This window comes from Chryseobacterium sp. WG14 (assembly GCF_024586945.1).
In the GTDB taxonomy this organism is placed as follows: Bacteria; Bacteroidota; Bacteroidia; order Flavobacteriales; family Weeksellaceae; genus Chryseobacterium.
The window spans coordinates 576,831-594,473 of the sequence record NZ_JALCZD010000001.1 but is presented as its reverse complement, the minus strand read 5'-3'; the positions used below and the strand labels follow the sequence as shown (position 1 = coordinate 594,473).

At 35.9% G+C, this 17,643-nt stretch carries 18 protein-coding genes; 4 read left to right on the top strand and 14 right to left on the bottom strand.

The window, feature by feature from the left end; all coding sequences use genetic code 11:
• Positions 1–477 precede the first annotated feature (477 nt).
• The 4 genes from MP478_RS02600 (at position 478) to MP478_RS02585 (ending at position 2,998) form a co-directional block, all read left to right on the top strand.
• The gene (locus MP478_RS02600; RefSeq protein ID WP_257199498.1) at positions 478–1,218 is read left to right on the top strand and encodes an AAA family ATPase; all 741 of its coding nucleotides are present in this window, start codon (positions 478–480) and stop codon (positions 1,216–1,218) included.
• Between the two features lie 45 nt (positions 1,219–1,263).
• Entirely contained in the window at positions 1,264–1,593 is a 330-nt protein-coding gene (locus tag MP478_RS02595; protein WP_257189147.1) for a hypothetical protein, read from the top strand.
• Positions 1,594–2,269: 676 nt separating this feature from the next.
• Positions 2,270–2,446, top strand: a complete 177-nt coding sequence (locus MP478_RS02590; RefSeq protein WP_257189148.1) for a hypothetical protein — start codon at positions 2,270–2,272, stop codon at positions 2,444–2,446.
• A 282-nt stretch (positions 2,447–2,728) separates the two neighbouring features.
• On the top strand, positions 2,729–2,998 hold the full coding sequence (locus tag MP478_RS02585; protein WP_257199497.1) for a hypothetical protein: 270 nt from the start codon (positions 2,729–2,731) through the stop codon (positions 2,996–2,998).
• A 449-nt stretch (positions 2,999–3,447) separates the two neighbouring features.
• On the opposite strand, the gene gcvP is transcribed toward MP478_RS02585, so the two are convergent.
• The 14 genes from gcvP to MP478_RS02515 form a co-directional block, all read right to left on the bottom strand.
• Positions 3,448–6,306, bottom strand: a complete 2,859-nt coding sequence (gene gcvP / locus MP478_RS02580) for an aminomethyl-transferring glycine dehydrogenase (RefSeq protein ID WP_230040255.1) — start codon at positions 6,304–6,306, stop codon at positions 3,448–3,450.
• Positions 6,307–6,940: 634 nt separating this feature from the next.
• Positions 6,941–7,588, bottom strand: a complete 648-nt coding sequence (locus MP478_RS02575) for a J domain-containing protein (protein ID WP_257199496.1) — start codon at positions 7,586–7,588, stop codon at positions 6,941–6,943.
• Between the two features lie 359 nt (positions 7,589–7,947).
• The gene (locus MP478_RS02570) at positions 7,948–8,205 is read right to left on the bottom strand and encodes a hypothetical protein (protein WP_230040264.1); all 258 of its coding nucleotides are present in this window, start codon (positions 8,203–8,205) and stop codon (positions 7,948–7,950) included.
• 90 nt (positions 8,206–8,295) lie between these two features.
• A complete protein-coding gene (locus MP478_RS02565; RefSeq protein ID WP_230040266.1) occupies positions 8,296–8,628 on the bottom strand; it encodes a hypothetical protein in 333 nt (110 codons plus the stop codon).
• Between the two features lie 11 nt (positions 8,629–8,639).
• Positions 8,640–9,194: an RNA polymerase sigma factor gene (locus tag MP478_RS02560; RefSeq protein ID WP_257199495.1), complete on the bottom strand. Its 555-nt coding sequence runs from the start codon at positions 9,192–9,194 to the stop codon at positions 8,640–8,642.
• Between the two features lie 1,451 nt (positions 9,195–10,645).
• Entirely contained in the window at positions 10,646–12,655 is a 2,010-nt protein-coding gene (locus tag MP478_RS02555) for a S9 family peptidase (RefSeq protein WP_257189150.1), read from the bottom strand.
• Between the two features lie 175 nt (positions 12,656–12,830).
• Positions 12,831–13,289 (bottom strand): hypothetical protein, encoded by a 459-nt coding sequence (locus MP478_RS02550; protein ID WP_230040272.1) that lies wholly within the window; start codon positions 13,287–13,289, stop codon positions 12,831–12,833.
• 108 nt (positions 13,290–13,397) lie between these two features.
• Entirely contained in the window at positions 13,398–13,856 is a 459-nt protein-coding gene (locus MP478_RS02545; protein ID WP_230040274.1) for an SRPBCC domain-containing protein, read from the bottom strand.
• A gap of 56 nt (positions 13,857–13,912) precedes the next feature.
• Positions 13,913–14,341 (bottom strand): SRPBCC domain-containing protein, encoded by a 429-nt coding sequence (locus MP478_RS02540; RefSeq protein WP_257189151.1) that lies wholly within the window; start codon positions 14,339–14,341, stop codon positions 13,913–13,915.
• A gap of 62 nt (positions 14,342–14,403) precedes the next feature.
• On the bottom strand, positions 14,404–15,237 hold the full coding sequence (locus MP478_RS02535; RefSeq protein ID WP_257199494.1) for an SDR family oxidoreductase: 834 nt from the start codon (positions 15,235–15,237) through the stop codon (positions 14,404–14,406).
• Positions 15,238–15,282: 45 nt separating this feature from the next.
• Complete coding sequence (locus tag MP478_RS02530) at positions 15,283–16,149, bottom strand: VOC family protein (protein ID WP_257189153.1); 867 nt, start codon at positions 16,147–16,149, stop codon at positions 15,283–15,285.
• 209 nt (positions 16,150–16,358) lie between these two features.
• Positions 16,359–16,598, bottom strand: coding sequence for a DNA-directed RNA polymerase subunit alpha C-terminal domain-containing protein (locus MP478_RS02525; protein WP_257189154.1), 240 nt, complete (start codon positions 16,596–16,598; stop codon positions 16,359–16,361).
• Positions 16,599–16,634: 36 nt separating this feature from the next.
• Positions 16,635–17,048 carry an SRPBCC family protein gene (locus MP478_RS02520; protein WP_257189155.1) on the bottom strand — a complete coding sequence of 138 codons (414 nt, stop codon included), beginning with the start codon at positions 17,046–17,048 and terminating at the stop codon, positions 16,635–16,637.
• 78 nt (positions 17,049–17,126) lie between these two features.
• Positions 17,127–17,558, bottom strand: coding sequence for a VOC family protein (locus MP478_RS02515; RefSeq protein WP_230040285.1), 432 nt, complete (start codon positions 17,556–17,558; stop codon positions 17,127–17,129).
• Positions 17,559–17,643 lie beyond the last annotated feature (85 nt).

The window sequence follows — 17,643 nt, the reverse complement described above, 5'->3', positions numbered from 1 at the left end:
AAAAAAGTCAAATAATTAAAAATAATACAAAATGGTAACTTATATCGGTATCGCAACATGTTTAGTAGTGTTCACATCATATTTCATGACAGTAAGAAGAGAAAGAAACTAATTTTAAAAACACAGTAAGCCTATAGAATATCTATACTAATTATATTGTTTTATGTTTTTAGTCTGAAAATCAGGCCTTGCTCTTTTACTCAACAGGGTAAAAGGGCCCAAAAACATAACAAAAAGATCTTAGTTTCATAACACATTTTAATATCCAAAAGAAAAGCTGAACATACGTTTGGCTTTTCTTGTTTTTAGAGTGTACCTAAACTTTACGATATCCATACATCTTATAGAGCCTGATTATTTTTATCCGCAATATGTCTCTACTGCTGACCTACCTATTTATTCTTTTTCAGGATGAAACTTCATTCAATAAAGTTTTATCTTTGTATTCCTTAAGAATTAACTATTTGAATTGCCACCATGAATCTGTACAATCTTATTATTCAGGACAAAGAACAAGTAAATCTCAATGATGTATTCCTCAATGAAACCAATAAAGGCTTACTGATACAGCTTATCAAGGAAAACACCTATGTGAAAGAGCTACAGGAGTACGGCCTTCCCGTGAATAATAAGATCCTTCTCCAGGGGAGCTCAGGATGTGGAAAAACAATGACGGCAAAAGCAATAGCCAATGCTTTAGGTAAAAATATTATTATCCTCAACCTGAGTAATATCGTTTCCTCGCGTATCGGGGAAACTTCCCAAAATATTAAAATGATATTTGATAAAGCCGCAAGGGAAAGGTCTGTCCTTTTTCTTGATGAACTGGATCAGATCGGAAAAGCAAGAGGCAGCGATGACAAGGATGTAGGTGAGATGAGAAGGCTTGTAAACACCCTGATCCAGTTGATTGACTATTATCCTGAAAATGCACTGCTGCTTTGTGCCACGAACCATCCTGAAATAATAGATACTGCCATATTGCGGCGTTTTCAGCTGAAGATCAATTATGAAATGCCTTCCGCAGAATTCCTGGATACTTTCTATGATCAGTTGCTGGCTTCATTCCCTGAAGGCCTGAATCATATCGAACGAAAATACGGAATTTCTTTTGCTGAAGCGAAAGACCATGCACTCACTGCTGTAAAATCTGCATTAATCGAAAAGCTGGAAGCTAAGGAAGCTCTTCAGTCAGGAGTTCAGAGTTATGAGTTATGAGTTATTAGTTGAGAGTTGAGAGTTGAGAGTGAAAAATAAGGTTATATGTTTCCATTTACCTATACATTTAAAAGAAAAATCACAGCAGACAAAACATTAGAAGATGTAATCAATGCCGTATGCAGCTCATTCACAGAACGGGGCGTGAATGATATCCATATTGACGGCAATACCATCACAGGAAAAGATAATCTTATAAAACTGGATTTTTCACAAAGATCTCTGCTTGTATTATCTCCTGGCAAAGAATATTTTATTTATAATGAAAACACGAAAATTTTAACCTTTAAAACAGAAGCATTTTACCCCATCCTGTTTAATGTAATATATGCAGGAATTCTTTTTTTACTCTTATATAATTTTGTTATCACTTGATCATAGAACTTGTAGTGCCTATCTTATTTTTTATTTTAATCACTATTGTCAGCTATTTTCAGCATCAGGAAGTTATTGATAAAGCTTCCAGAATTTTAAATGAACACCAGGTTTAAACCTTATTAAAAAACACCCATCCTTTAGTCTACAAATTCGGTATACTTTTTGATTCATAAAACATTAATAACCAAACAAATGCATTTATGATTAAAAAATTACTCTCGGGCTGTCTGCTGATGACAGTATTATTCTTTTTTTCATGTGAAAAGGAAAACACACAGATGAAAAGTGAAATCTCCATTGAAACTATTTCAATTATAACCTGCCTTACTATGGGTGTTGCCATATTAGTTGCATACAGCTATAGAAGAAGGTAACTAAATAACAAACTATAATACATTAAGGGCACCTCTTAAAACTGAGAGGTGCTTTATTTTTTATCATAGAAGAACAACATTAATGATATCTCAGCCGGATTACGGTAAAATCCTTAGTTGAAAAAAGCAGCATTAAAATTCAACTTAATAAGGAATATTTTAATGAAATTATTACTGTTATTATTTTAAATATAAATATAAAAAAAGCCATTATACAAATAAAATAAATCAATTTTCAAACAGCACAAACCCGGTATAATTATTGATTTTAAAATATTAAAAATCAAACAAATGCACTTATGAATGAAAAAAAACCATTGAGATATCTGTGGATCACAGTATCTTTTCTTTTTTCGTGTTCCCAGCAAAATACATCAGAAAACAAAAGCGAAATTTCAATGGAAACCATTTCGATGATCACCTTCGTTTTGGTGGGGATTGCAATTCTAGCTGCTTACCCCCGCAAGAAAAAATAACAGGGCTTGAAATGTTCAATAAAGAAGCTGTCCCAAAAGGTCACTGTGTTCCGCAAAGTCTCCTGACTTTGAGGCAAATAAAAACCACTATAAAGTATATAATTTACAACTTCGTTAATTATCTTGATAAAAACCAAATATGAAAGAAGGATATGTTATCAGAGAGCAGAAAAGACCTCACTTTTTCACCTGTACTATTATTGACTGGATAGATATTTTTACCCGAAAACATATCGAGATACTATTATAGAATGTTTAGGATTCTGCATCAAAAACAAGGGAATGGTTCTTTACGGCTATGTCATCATGAGCAACCATTTACCTTTTATTGTACGGTCAAAAGATGGAAAACTTTCTGATCTAATCAGAGATTTTAAAAAATTTACAACGAAACAAATATTAGAAAAAATACAAACAGAAGCGGAAAGCCGAACAGATTGGATTTTAGAACGATTTGCCAAAGCTATTGATACCCATTCAAGAAACAAAAATTTTCAGGTTTGGCAATACGGAAATCATGCTGAGGAAATCTTCAGCTTAAAGTTCTTGTGAGATAAATTAAATTATATACACCTGAATCCAGTTCGTGCCGGAATTGTAGCAAAAGCAAATCATTATATTTATTCTTCAGCAACCAATTATTCTAATGGAACAGGAATAATCATTCAATTGAAATTGCAGAAAATCCAGTGATTAATGTAAATAGAAGTTCTGAATTCTGGAAATACAACAATTATGATGAATAATAACTTACTCAAAGTCAGGAGACTTTGCGTAGTTAAGTTGTCATTGGAAGGCAACCGGAATTTTCGCAGGAAAAACTGAATATCCAAATGATATTACTGGAAATAAATTTTTGATCGAAGGAACTGATATATTAAAGCTTAGAAACGGGAAAATTTATGAATGCTGGACACAAAGCAATATTGTCACAAAAAATTAATAAAAACAAAAATCCCTCTCATTACGAAAGGGATTTGTTATATCTGGAAAAAATTCTATTACATATAAGCTTCGATAGGCTCACAAGTACATACTAAATTTCTATCTCCGTATGCTTCATCTACTCTTGATACAGAAGCGAAGAATTTGTGGTCTCTTACCCAGTCTAATGGATAAGCTGCCTTTTCTCTGCTGTATGGCTTATCCCAGGAATCTGAGATCACCAGCTGCTCTGTATGCGGAGCATTTTTCAATACGTTGTTCGCTGCATCCGCTTCTCCGTTCGCAATCTCATCGATTTCTTTCTTGATAGAGATCAACGCTTCTGCAAAACGGTCTATTTCAGACTTGCTTTCAGATTCTGTAGGCTCAATCATCAATGTTCCTGCAACAGGGAAAGAAACGGTAGGAGCATGGAAACCATAATCCATCAATCTCTTCGCTACATCAGCCACTTCAATTCCTAAAGATTTAAACTGGCGGAAATCTACGATACACTCATGAGCTACTCTTCCGTGTTCATTTGAATATAGAATAGGGAAATGTGCTGCCAGGATCTCTTTAAGATAGTTGGCGTTCATGATAGCATGTCCTGTAGCTTTTTTCAGACCGTCTGTTCCTAACATTTTAATGTAAGCATAAGAAATGTTAAGGATCAATCCAGAACCGTAAGGTGCTGCAGAAATACCGTCAATAGCTTCTTTAGCTCCAATTCTGATATTAGCGTTAGAAGGAAGGAAAGGAACCAGGTGTTTAGCCACGCAGATAGGACCTACTCCAGGACCTCCACCTCCGTGAGGAATGGCGAAAGTTTTGTGAAGATTCAGGTGACAAACATCTGCTCCGATGTTCCCCGGACTTGTAAATCCTACCTGAGCATTCATGTTGGCACCATCCATGTATACCTGTCCTCCGTGTTCATGGATTAAGTTGGTAATTTCTTTAATGTTGGCATCAAAGAATCCGTATGTAGAAGGATAAGTGATCATTACAGCTGATAAATTCGCTGAATGCTGTTCTGTTTTAGCTTTAAGATCTTCAAAGTCGATTTCTCCGCTTTCAAGGTTTTTAACGACTACGATTTTCATTCCTGCCATTGCTGCAGAAGCTGGGTTTGTTCCGTGTGCAGACTGCGGGATCAATACTACATTCCTGTGTGCATCTCCTCTTGAAATATGGTATTCTCTGATTACCATTAATCCTGCATATTCTCCCTGAGCTCCTGAGTTAGGCTGCAATGAAGTTCCGGCAAAACCGGTAATTTCAGCAAGATCTTTTTCAAGTTCTGCGATCATTTTCTGGTAACCTCCTGCCTGATCTACAGGTACAAATGGGTGTACACTACCCCAATCTGCCCATGATAACGGTAACATCTGCGTTGCTGCATTCAGCTTCATCGTACAAGATCCTAAAGAGATCATTGAGTGCGTCAGTGATAAATCTTTTCTCTCAAGACGCTTGATATAACGCATCAATTCTGTCTCTGTATGGTATTTGTTGAAGACCTGTTCCGTAAGAATTTCGTCTTTTCTTAAATTCTCTTCAGGAATACTGTATCCTTCTTTGATTTCTAATTTGAAAGTCTGCTTATCTTTAAACTGGGCAAAAGAAGCCATCAGATCATTTAATTTCTCCAATGTTGTACTTTCGTTGATCGCAATACTAACAACATCTTCTGTGAAGTAATTAAGGTTGATTCTATGATCCTGCATCATTCTCATCAATCTTCCTTTCTCATCTTCATTCATAGTGATTTTTACCGTATCGAAGATCGGCTCTTCTACGGTTTCATACCCTAATGCTTTAAGACCATTTTTCAAAGCGTTTGCCTTGAAGTGGATCTGGTCGGCAATATAGCTTAGTCCTTTTGGACCGTGGTATACAGCATACATTCCGGCCATTACCGCCAATAGAACCTGAGCAGTACAGATGTTAGAAGTTGCTCTTTCTCTCTTGATGTGCTGTTCTCTGGTTTGTAATGCCATTCTTAGTGCACGTTTTCCGTACATATCCTGAGAAACCCCGATAATTCTTCCCGGGATATCTCTTTTATAATCTTCTCTACAAGCAAAGAATGCTGCGTGAGGACCTCCATACCCTAATGGAATACCGAATCTCTGTGAAGTTCCTACCGCACAGTCAGCACCCATCTCAGCCGGAGACTTCAGTTTAACCAAAGCCATAGGGTCACAGGCAACCGCTACCTGAAGATCAAGTTTTTTATAGTTTACGATATCTTCTGTATAGTCTAAAACAACTCCGTTTTTACCTGGATACTGTAATAAAACACCATAATAGGTCTCGTCAAACTGATGCGTTTTATGATCACCGATTACCACTTCAATTTCCAGTCCTTCAGCTTTTGTTTTCAGTACAGAAACTGTTTGAGGAAGAACAAGGTCAGAAATAAAGAACTTATTGGCTCCTGCTTTTTTCTGATCTTTCGTCCTGTTGTTGAAGAACATATGCATTGCTTCAGCAGCTGCAGTAGACTCGTCCAATAGAGATGCATTTGCTAATCCAAAACCTGTAAGATCACATACTACAGTTTGGAAATTAAGAAGAGCTTCCAGTCTTCCCTGTGCAATCTCTGCCTGATACGGTGTATAAGCCGTATACCAGCTTGGATTTTCAAAGATATTCCTCTGAATTGCTGATGGTAAAAGTGTATTGTGGTATCCGAATCCAATGTAACTTGTAAAATCAGTGTTTTTAGATGCCAATTCTTTCGAGTGGTTCAGCATTTCGTATTCTGAAAGCGGTTCCGAGATCTCAAGATCTTTCTCTAAGCGGATAGAAGAAGGAATGGTTTGAGAAATTAACTCTTCAATACTAGAAACGCCAAGTTTTTCCAACATCGCCTGTTTATCGGCTTCATTAAGGGAAATGTGACGGCTCACAAACTGTTCTGTATTCATTTTTATTTATTAGATTTTGTTTGTAAAAAAGATGGCTAAAATTACAATTTTTTGAACGATTGTACAACAGCATTCAACGGATGCTCATTCACAGAAATACCTGACTGCTTTAATGAAATCTACTTTTAATAACATTAACACTTATTTACCACATTATAAATAACAAACATAGCTATTCTATACACAATACTTAAAAATACAGTTAATTCTATTTCAAATAAAACAGTACTGCATCCATTGAAATATTATAATATGCCAGCTCATATTATGATCCTATTTTTACATTATGAATTATTTATAATTTATCTAAAAAAAGCAGAGTCAATAGGTAAATATGAAAAATAAAGTATGTAATTGATGTAATTCATCATATTGATTTATAGCTCCAAAAAGGAGCATCCACTGCTATTCATCAGGTTTTTAGAAAATTATGAAATTTTATTAATTATATTTATTCTAAATTAATATATTTGCAACATGAATATGATTACTCCATTTAAAGTACCGCCTCTGGCACCTGTATATGCATTTCAGAATGAAGAGATGTTCTGTGAAAAAAAATCTTGCTGTAAAAAATTCAAGAAGGGTAAAAGATGTAAAAAATGTCCGGGAAGGAAGAAAATGGCATAAGAAATTAGCTGAAATTCTTTATTAAGATATATACAGCAATTGCCAGTATCACTATTCCCAGAATCAACATTACAATTTTAGGCTGACCAGACTTGTTTATCCTGGTTCTTGGTTGTGGCTTAAACATTTCTTCCGCCGTGTTTTTGAATTTTTCTGAATCATTTTCAAAAACTTCCGTAATCGTAATTCCCTGAACGACGGTTTTATGCAAAAGAGAATTTGTGGCATGAAGTAAAAGCTGGAATTTCCCATCTTTAAATTCCGTAATCTTAAATATTCTTTCTCCATACGGCTTTTCCAGTCCAAAAGGCAATACTTTCACTACATCTGCATTCGTCGTTTGCCAGCTGATGATAATCTCCTCTCCTTTTTTAGCATGAATTTTATTGGCCGAAAAAGTTTTGATTGCAGGAGGAATATTATACCTGAAGCTTCTTTGATGACTTTCTAAATTCTGATCATAGGAATGTCTTCTTGCAGAGTCACTCAACGTTTCATAGGCTTCCTGAATCTCACGGAAACGGTCAGCAAAAAAATCGTCATTATCATTTTTATCCGGATGATACTTTAAAGACAGCTTCCGGTAGGCCTTTTTAATATCCTCCTCAGAAGCTTCCTGTGATATACCGAGAAAATAGTAGTAATCTTTCATTGAGCAGTACAAAAATAAGAATTTATTTTTCTTTGTGTTTGATGTTTTACAGTAAAATTTTGTTGGAAGACCGAATCTAAAAATCATTGTGAATCAAAGACGAAACAATCGCAATATTATTTTATCAGTTGAAGGCTGGAAACGCAAAGGCGCTAAGTCTTTTCACAACAATCTGTATACTTTTAAGACGCAAGGATATTATCTGTGATAAAATTTCAGGCTAATCATATTGCTGTACTGTAACTGATCAGCTAAATCTATTTCAATCTGTGACTCAGTTTACATAACGAAAAGTTCCGGCGCGGGAAGCAGAGCTTCCCGCGCCGGAACTAAACAATTTCAATTTAGTATTTCACCTATTATGCTTCGCAGGTATTATCTTTTCTGCAGCATCTTGAACTGAATTCCTTTTTGAATTTCCCTTTCAGTTCCTGATAATCCTCTTCATTCATTTCTCTGATTTTATCTGCTAATCCGAAAGGGGATTTTTCTTTGATTCCGTATTCATCAAAAATACCTTTGATAAATCTTTTTCTTTGTACCGCTTTTTTAGCAATGAGTGCTACGCCTACAACGGCTAGTGCTCCAAGAGCTCCTTTTAATGCTGAATTTTTCATTTTTCTAAATTTTAAATTTTACTACTTCTTATTTTTTATATAGACGAATGAATTTTTAATTTTACTTTACTACTTCTTAAAATTTTTAAATTATTCGTTGTTTCTGTTGAAGAATCCTCCGGAACATTTATTTCTCCAGACCTCCTTGAATTTTTCTCTTTCTTCAGGAGATAGCCCCTCCATTTTCTCTCTCATTTTTCTTTCCTTGAAATCTCTCATCCCTTTCCCAAAATGGAAACCTCCGAAAAGAATCTTACTTAAAATAAGTATTCCCATGGCCTGCCAGAATGTAATAGCTTTTACCCCTAAAATTTCGGGAAGCAGGCAGTTCCAAAGCATCATTACAATCCATGTAACGGCTAAGAGGATCAATGGCGGACATAACAATAAAAAAATCCAGCCCTTTTTGTGTTTATGATTCATAATTTCTTTTTCTAACTTTTTAAATCTTCGTATAATCTTCTCAATCTGTTTCTCAGATGCTTCACAGCATAATTTTTCCTGCTGATGATGGTTTTGATGTTTTCACCCTGTTCATCGGCGATCTCCTGGAGGGTTTTGTCGTTCAGTTCATTTTCTACGTAGACCTGTCTTTGTTTTTCGGGAAGTTCATCAAGTGCTTCAAACAGTTTTTTCCAAATTTCATCCTGAAACATCTTCACTTCAGGACCTGCGCTATCATCCATCAATAAAATATCTTTGATGGAAAAGCTTCCGTCTTCATCTTCATAGACGAAATCTTCAAGATTTTCTGTTTTCTTTTTCCGGTAGCGGTCTGTTATTTTATTCGCCGTCACCCTGTACAGCCAGCCTCCTACATTCACAATCTCAGAAAGATTGGTAAGGCTACTGAACTGATACCACACTTCCTGCAGAATATCTTCTGCATCTTCCGTGTTTTTCACTTTAGGACGAATATAAGACATCAGCTTCCCTCCGTAGTTTGAAACGGTTTGTGAGATGATACTTTCTTTCTCCTTCTGTGGCATTGTTACTTTTTCGACAACCTCCATACTGACAAGACGGCTATCCTTTTGGTTTTACTTTAATAAATTTAAAATATTTTTATTAAAATCCAACTTTTCTTTTATCCATCAGATTTTATTTCAGAAAATATATTTCCTACAGCCCAATCATTACTCATATTTCGGGGAGCTCTTTCCTGCTATCCGTTCATACTCCTCGCGCTCGCGCTTTCTTAAAAGAGCCATTGCATGCTGTGGGGTAACCACTGCTATCAGGGCTGGGGTATTTGCCGGCATACTCAATTTTATCGCAGATAAAATCCTTGCGTCTTAAAACATTTAGTTATTCAATCTTCTTGCGCCTTTGCGCTTATTCCAACCTACACTTCTAACCTGCTCTTTTTTAATAACACTATTTTAGATTTCTGCGGAATGACAAAGACAGCGCCAGTCAAAAAATTCTGTACTCTCCATTATAGAAAACACATCCTACACTGCAACAGCAAACTGAAAATATTCAAATACCTCTGGAACAATTTTATCGCAGATAAAATCCTTGCGTCTTAAAACATTTAGTTATTCAATCTTCTTGCGCCTTTGCGCTTATTCCAACCTACACTTCTAAGCTGCTCTTTTTTAATAACACTGTTAGATTCCTGCGGAATGACAAAGACAGCGCCAGTCAAAAAATTATGTACTATCCCTTATAGAAAACACACGCCACACTGCAACAGCAAAAGGAACTGAAAATATTCAAAATACCTCTGGAACAATTTTATCGCAGATAAAACCCTTGCGTCTTAAAACATTTAGTTATTCAATCTTCTTGCGCCTTTGCGCTTATTCCAACCTACACTTCTAACCTTCTCTTTTTTAATAACACTGTTTAGATTCCTGCGGAATGACAAAGACAGCGCCAGTCAAAAAATTCTGTACTCTTCCTTATAGAAAACACATGCTACACTGCAACAGCAAAAGGAAGCTGAAAATATTCAAATACCTCTGGAACAATTTTATCGCAGATAAAATCCTTGCGCCTTAAAAACGCTTAGTTACTCAATCTTCCTGCGCCTTTGCGTTTATTCCAACCTACACTTCTAACCTGCTCTTTTTTAATAACACTGTTAGATTCCTGCGGAATGCCAAAGACAGCGCCAGTCAAAAAATTCTGTACTCTCCCTTATAGAAAACACATGCTACACTGCAACAGCAAAAGAAAGCTGAAATATTCAAAATCTCTGGAACAATTTTATCGCAGATAAAATCCTTGCGTCTTAAAACATTTAGTTATTCAATCTTCTTCCGCCTTTGCGTTTATTCCAACCTACACTTCTCTTTTTTAATAACACTGTTAGATTCCTGCGGAATGACAAAGACAGCTAGTCAACAACTTTATACCTGTACTTATAAATAGACTTTATATAAGCAAAACGGAGAGCTAAGTGCTCTCCGTTTCTTATAAAATATTATCCTTCTTATTTACTTTTATTAAAGTTTTCTGCAAAAAATCCTAACATAGACTTATAAAGTTCTATCCTGTTGGGTTCTTTTCCAAATCCGTGTCCTTCATCATATTTTACCATATAAGGAACTTCGAATCCTTTAGCACGCATTGCTTTAACAATCTGGTCAGATTCATTGATATTCACTCTTGGGTCATTAGCGCCCTGAACCACAAATAATGGCTTTTTAATTTTATCAATCTGGTACACCGGTGAAACTTCCTTAGCGATTTTAGCTTCCTCAGGATTATCCAGATCATACCAGATCTGTTTTACCATTTCTTTATACGGCTTCCAATATTCAGGGAAAGAAGCAAAGAAGGTAAAGATATTGGATACCCCTACATAATCTACTCCACAAGCGTACAGGTCAGGAGTTTTAATCAAGCCCATCAAAGTAGCATACCCTCCATGGCTTCCTCCATAGATGGCCACTTTATCTTTGTCTACCCATCCCTGGCTTATGGCATATTTCACGCCGTCTTCTACATCATCCATTGCTTTTCTTCCAATCTGTTTGTACCCTGCTTTTTGGAATCCCTTTCCATAGCCTCCTGAAATTCTGAAATTTACCTGAAGTGTGGCATATCCTCTACTGGCAAACAACTGAGTCTCAGGGTTGAATCCCCAGTCATCTCTGATTCCTTGCGGACCACCGTGAGGATTTACAACCAAAGGAACTTTTTTACCTTCCAAAGCGGCTTTAGGTAACGTAATATATCCATGAATGGTCAGTCCGTCTCTGCTTTTAAATTCAATAGGTCTCATTTCTGCCATATCCTCTTCTTTAAGCTGCGGCATAAGGTCATAAAGAAGTTTTAATTCCTTGGATTTTGTATCATATTCATAGTAAGTTCCGTAGAGTTTATCACTTGCTACAATAACCAGTAGTTTTTCATTATTATCATCTGAAGAAACAATTCCAAATTCTTTATCTTTAAACTGAGCTTTTAATTTATCATCAATTTCCTTGTAAAATTTACTTACAGGAACGGTCTCCCCTTTTACTCCGTTATAACTGATATAGTCCAGTTCATAATTTCTGTTTTTTCCGGCAACACTTATTGAGTTTACATCATATACAGGATGAGAGTATACCTCTTTGATTACCGCATTTTTCTTTAAATCATATAAAACGATTTTTGATTTGTCACTGTCTAAATTAGTAACCACATACGCTTCATCTTTGTTTTTAGAATTATCATTAAACCTGATAATACTGAATGTATCTGACCAATCTGTTGACTTCAGAAGGTTGAACTTCCCTGTTTGTAAATCTTTATAGTAGGTCTTAGTGGTAAGCCCGTTTTCCAGAACCGTATATCCTCTTAAATTTCCGTCCTTGTCGAAAATATAATCATCAATAGGGCTATTGACATCCTTATTTTCGTACAATTGGGTTATTTGTCCGGTAACAAAGTTGATTTTATAGGGTTCAAAGATTTGCTTATTATTTTTATTCATGGTCACCACCACAAAATCAGTATCTTTTATAGGTCTGATTGTTCCCAGGGTAATCCCATCAAACGGTGTTAAATCTTTAAGATTCCCACCGTCAGCATCGGCGGCATATAGGTGGATATTCTCATTTCCTCCTTTATCCTGGGTATAAAAAAGACGGCTTTTATTCAGCCAGCCATAGTTTTTAATCAGATCATCTTTTTCTACAATCGCTTTAGTAATTTTTCCGGTACTGAGCTCTTTGACGTATACGTGATTTTTCTTATCCGTATCTTTTTCTTTGTAGGAAAGGTATTTTCCATCAGGAGAGATTTTAAATGCCGAAGCTTTTGGTCTTGCAAAGTAATCTTCAACTTTATATTTGAACGTTCCTTTATCATAAGAAACAAGTTTCTCCAGATTAGCTTTTGAAGACGGTAATGTAGGATCACCAGGTAATTTGGCTGTTGTGCTTTGTGCGTGGATCATAATAGCTGAGATTACAATATTGGCGGTGGTTAAAATTTTGGAATTTAGATTCATAACTTATGTTTTAAAGTTAAAACTATGTTTTGTATTTACACTTTTAAATCAACAAAAGAATAAACACTTCTTTACAATTAGACATACAACAACCCTAAAACGTTACATTATTTAACAAAAATTGAGAGAATAATTTTATAAATAAAAAAACAGTCAAAAAAGACTGTCATTCTATTTAGTGTAAATAAATTCCAAAATACCATGTCCAGGCAATTAAAATAATCTGCATTGGAATCCTCTGAACATACAGATACCTCATCCCGGGGCCCGTATAATCTGCCTTAAAAATATTAATTTTCTTTCTTGAAGAATTGATATTGGCTATAAATACCAGTACATAAAAAACAATCAGTAAAACCGCTGTAATTTCCCTTATAGCCGGGATCATCAATCCTATTCCTGCTGCAATTTCCAACACCCCGGTGAAATATACCCAAAACATTCGTCCGGGAATAAATTCCGGGATCATCAGGGCCATTCCTTTTTGAAATTTAAAATGTGATAACCCTGTAAAAATGATGAAAACAGCCATTCCGAGGTTTCCTGAAAATAAAAAATCAGGTTTCCCCTGAAAAATCATTGTTCCCAATAACGCGAGAATAAATGTGCCGAAAAGGATTGTTAGTAGCTTCATACTTTTAGATTGCAGATAATAGGCTGCAGAGATCAGGGAAATTACAACTTTTTGATGATCTGCAGCCTAAATCTATAGTTTATACATATTAATTATTCATTATTTATTCTATACGGAGTCACGATTTACTCCTTCAGCCAGGTTTTTCACGGTCATCAGCCCTTTTGTAAAACCTGTATTCATGTGGTCTTCCCATTCTTTTTCTACCTGTACTTCTGCATGAAGCTTTGTTTTTCCACCAAAATCGATTAGAAAATATTTTTCAAATGCCCCGTTCCACTCCATTACTTCCTTGCTTTGGGTATCCTCATTACCGTCTTTATCTACCATTCCCAGGTGTTTAAATACGATCTGATTAGGCTCTTCCAGGCTATCTATGGTAGAAACCATGCCTTCTCCTTTGTCATTAAGAAAATATGTTTTTCCACCAACTTTCCAGTCGGATTTCATAGTAGATGATGGTCCAAAATATTTGGTCCATTCGCTATAAGTATCAGGGTTCCAAAGGATGTCCCAAACTTTTTGCTTGGGAGCATCTATTATTGTTTCATACGATAAGGTTTCCATATTTTAATTTTTGTGATTGGTTTTAATCATGGACCGTTTATACAGTCAATTCCTTTCTAAAGCTGGTTTTCTGAAAGATGTTTCACAATGTTTAATGCCTTTGGAAATTTTTCTTCAAAAAAGTCTTTAAATTCTGCCGGAGTCTGAATTTTTACAATCAGTAAAGTTCCGTCTTCCACTTCCTCAAGGAAATAAGATTCTGTTGCATCACCCCAGTTCTGAGCAACTTCAACGCCTTCATAAATTTCTCCCAGATGCAGAAACTTTATTTCCTCATTAGGTATCATTTTTTCTACCCTGCTGTACATTCCGTTGAGCTTGGGATCATAGAATTTTATAATATTATTTTCTTCCAATGTTCCTTCATAAAAGGAGCCTTCTGTAAAGGCTGTTGTCCACTGCCTGTACGTAATATCTCCCCAAAGGACACTCCATACTTTTTCCGGTTCTGCATTAATCTCGATTTCGTATGATAACTTTTCCATAGTATTTTATTTATTGTAATTAGGTGGCGGTATCAATATCCGAAGCTTTCAGTCTGTAATTTCTAGCCTCCCACAAAATCACCCCCATTAATGTGGATCACCTCCCCCGTAATATAGCTTGCATCTTTAGAAGCTAAAAATACATAAGCAGGTGCTACCTCTGAAGGCTGTCCCGCTCTTTTTAGAGGGGTATCTTTTCCGAATGTGGAAAGGTCACTAAAGGCTTCTTTCACTAAAGGTGTCCATATGGGGCCGGGGGCAATCCCATTGACCAGAATTTCTTTTTCAGCAAGATTATCAGCCAGTGAACGGATAAAAGCGAGCACAGCTCCTTTTGTAGCCGCATAATCTATCAAATGGTCACTTCCCCTGTATGCGGTAACAGAGGTTGTACAGATGATCCGGCCACCTTTTCTGATCAGCGGAAGGAAATTTCTCGTCAGAGAAATCATAGAAAGAATATTCGTGTTAAATGTTTCCTGAATCTGCTCATCGGTAATCTTTTCCAGACTGCTTTTTGAGGTATGAATTCCGGCATTATTAATAAGGATATCCAGACTTTTCCATTCAGATCTGATCTTCTCTGCACATTTTGTCCTGAAAGCCTTTTGGGTTAAATCTCCTTTCATTAAAATACATTGCCGCCCTTCTTCTTCAACCAGCCTTTTCGTTTCTTTTGCATCGTCATCACTTTCTTTATAGATCACTGCAACATCCGCACCCTCTCTGGCAAAGTGCACGGCTACAGCCTGCCCTATTCCGCTGTCTCCTCCTGAGATCACTGCCTTTTTTTTAAATAATTTACGGCTTCCCAGATAATCATTCCGGATAATTTCGGGAAACAGTCCTTCTTCAGGGACTTTTGATTTAGACTTTGACTTGTTCTGTGTTTTCATAAGCAAATCTTTTCTAAATCACATCAAACAGTAAGCCGAAAACTTTTAGGAATTATAAGCTTCCTCCAGATCCTGTATAGTAATTTTTTGCATTTTCATCATCGCCTGAACTACTTTAGAAGCTTTTTCCTGATCAGAATCATTCATTAACTGGATTAATCTTTTAGGAACAATCTGCCAGCTCAGACCATATTTATCTTTCAGCCAGCCACACATACTTTCCCGGCCTCCGTTTGAAGTTAAAGCATTCCAGTAATGATCCGTCTGCTCCTGATCATCCGTCATTACTACCATGGAGATCCCTTCGTTAAAGTCAAACTGATGGTCATAAGAATTATCCATGCAATACAGGTTGTAACCATCAATGCTAAACTGGGCATGCTGAACATTTTCAGCAGGTTCTGCTATACCGTGTCCTTCTCCTCCATCTCCGTATTTCAGTATATTTCCAATCTTTGAATTGGGAAACGTCTGTGTGTAAAGTTCCATCGCTTCTTTAGCTTTGCCATTATTCTGATGGATAAACATGAGTGTGGGAACTATTTTCTGATCAATTCCCTTTTCACCCAGCAATATCTGCCAGGTTACTCCAAACTTATCCTGAACCCAGCCATATTTTTTGCTCCACGAATAAGATCCCAGCTCCATTAGTGCTATTCCTCCTTCCAATAACTGATCCCAGTATTTCTGAACTTCATCTTCTGTTTCACAAATCACCATAAAAGAAATGGAAGGGTTTTTCTTAAATTGCGGGCCACCGTTCAGAAGCATTATTCGCTGCCCGAAAAGATCAACATTCATTACAACAGGAGTATCTGCCGTAATCTCACCATCAAAAACTTTGCAATAAAATTCTGCGGACTGTTTTGCATCTCCGTCATACCAGAGACACGGGAAAATATCATTATTCATAAGTTTAAATTTTAAAATAGGTTGATATCGTTTTTTGATTATTTTTCTTATTTAATTGCTTTTACTTTACTGTCGGGCAAAGTGTACAGAGTTCCGATCTTTAGCCTGGAAAGAAAATATATGGTAAAGGAAATCTTATGTCTATGCATTCACAAGAATGATCTTGCTTTTTTGCACCGACACAGCAAAAATCCCTGTAGTTTTACACTTTATATTTCCTTGAAAAACATCTGGTTTTCTTTCATATGATTCTTTAGTTTCTCTAGGGTATTTTTTCCAAAACCATGCATCTGCATAATTTCTTTTTCAGAATAATCCGACAGCTTTTCCAGGGAATCTATTTTCTCCTTCTCCAAAGCTCTTCTTGCAGGTATGGCAATCACTCCATGAAGAAAACCTTCTTTAGGATCATAATTAATAGTGTATATAGAGTTTAAACTCTTTGACATGATAACTAAATTGATCATGGCTGTAAAAAATGTTTTTTAATGATTCTCAACATATTTATGGAAATTATTGAGAATAGCATACCAGCCTTCTCTTTGCATTTCCACAGAGTTTTGCTTTTCAGGATCGAAAATTTCAGTAACCTTTGTTGTATTTTCATCTACTTTATCAAAGATCACCTCTACTTTTCTTCCGTCCGCAATATGGTATTGTATTTTTTGGTTAGGAATAACCTCATCATATACACCTTCAAAATCAAATCCAAAACTTTTATCCTTGGCTTCCATTCTGGTCTTAAACTTTCCTCCTACTTTCAGGTCATTTTCAGCACTTGGGCACTGCCAGCTTTCATGGGCAAAATTCCATTTTGTAATATGCTTAGGTTCATTGAAATAATTCCAGACCTTTTCTACCGGTGCTAAAATTGTAATGTCTATTGTAACTGGATCCATAATTCTATTTTTAAGTGATTAGGTAAAGGGCTCCTCAAAAAATGAGTGCCCTTTATTTATAATAAGTTAAATATAAGATTATTTTGTGTATCCATCGTTATAGTTCACCATCCAATGAACGCCATATTTATCCTGAAAACTTCCAAAATAGTCTCCCCAAAACTGATCTTCAAGCGGCATTTCTATATTTCCACCTTCTGAAAGTCCTTTAAAAAGTCTTTCAGCTTCGTCTTTTGATTCCGGAAAAATAGAAACATAATTATTATTTCCTACCGTCAGCGTCTGTCCGAATCCGGGAACGATATCTGAAGCCATTAAAAGGTCATTTCCAATAGGCAGTGCTACGTGCATTACTCTGTTTTTTTCCTCATCTGAAAGATTTTCAGTACCCGGAGCATTCCCCATCTTGTGGATTTCACCCTGAAATTCTCCTCCAAAGACAGATTTGTAAAAATTGAACGCTTCTTCTGCTGTTCCATCAAAATTTAAGTACGGATTTAATTTTGCCATGATTTTTAATTTTAAATTGTTAAGATTATTGTTAAACACAAATAGCACAAATGAAGTTCACAAATAACACAACGATGATGTAAAG

Excerpts from the sequence above, each read along its gene's own strand:
- MP478_RS02530 (WP_257189153.1), bottom strand. The coding sequence starts at position 16,149 with ATGAATAATGATATTTTCCCGTGTCTCTGGTATGACGGAGATGCAAAA.
- MP478_RS02545 (WP_230040274.1), bottom strand. The coding sequence starts at position 13,856 with ATGGAAACCTTATCGTATGAAACAATAATAGATGCTCCCAAGCAAAAA.
- MP478_RS02535 (WP_257199494.1), bottom strand. The coding sequence starts at position 15,237 with ATGAAAACACAGAACAAGTCAAAGTCTAAATCAAAAGTCCCTGAAGAA.
- MP478_RS02575 (WP_257199496.1), bottom strand. The coding sequence starts at position 7,588 with ATGAAAGATTACTACTATTTTCTCGGTATATCACAGGAAGCTTCTGAG.
- MP478_RS02595 (WP_257189147.1), top strand. The coding sequence starts at position 1,264 with ATGTTTCCATTTACCTATACATTTAAAAGAAAAATCACAGCAGACAAA.
- MP478_RS02585 (WP_257199497.1), top strand. The coding sequence starts at position 2,729 with ATGGTTCTTTACGGCTATGTCATCATGAGCAACCATTTACCTTTTATT.
- MP478_RS02570 (WP_230040264.1), bottom strand. The coding sequence starts at position 8,205 with ATGAAAAATTCAGCATTAAAAGGAGCTCTTGGAGCACTAGCCGTTGTA.
- MP478_RS02515 (WP_230040285.1), bottom strand. The coding sequence starts at position 17,558 with ATGGCAAAATTAAATCCGTACTTAAATTTTGATGGAACAGCAGAAGAA.
- MP478_RS02600 (WP_257199498.1), top strand. The coding sequence starts at position 478 with ATGAATCTGTACAATCTTATTATTCAGGACAAAGAACAAGTAAATCTC.
- MP478_RS02560 (WP_257199495.1), bottom strand. The coding sequence starts at position 9,194 with ATGCCACAGAAGGAGAAAGAAAGTATCATCTCACAAACCGTTTCAAAC.
- gcvP (WP_230040255.1), bottom strand. The coding sequence starts at position 6,306 with ATGAATACAGAACAGTTTGTGAGCCGTCACATTTCCCTTAATGAAGCC.
- MP478_RS02555 (WP_257189150.1), bottom strand. The coding sequence starts at position 12,655 with ATGAATCTAAATTCCAAAATTTTAACCACCGCCAATATTGTAATCTCA.
- MP478_RS02550 (WP_230040272.1), bottom strand. The coding sequence starts at position 13,289 with ATGAAGCTACTAACAATCCTTTTCGGCACATTTATTCTCGCGTTATTG.
- MP478_RS02590 (WP_257189148.1), top strand. The coding sequence starts at position 2,270 with ATGAATGAAAAAAAACCATTGAGATATCTGTGGATCACAGTATCTTTT.
- MP478_RS02540 (WP_257189151.1), bottom strand. The coding sequence starts at position 14,341 with ATGGAAAAGTTATCATACGAAATCGAGATTAATGCAGAACCGGAAAAA.
- MP478_RS02525 (WP_257189154.1), bottom strand. The coding sequence starts at position 16,598 with ATGTCAAAGAGTTTAAACTCTATATACACTATTAATTATGATCCTAAA.
- MP478_RS02520 (WP_257189155.1), bottom strand. The coding sequence starts at position 17,048 with ATGGATCCAGTTACAATAGACATTACAATTTTAGCACCGGTAGAAAAG.
- MP478_RS02565 (WP_230040266.1), bottom strand. The coding sequence starts at position 8,628 with ATGAATCATAAACACAAAAAGGGCTGGATTTTTTTATTGTTATGTCCG.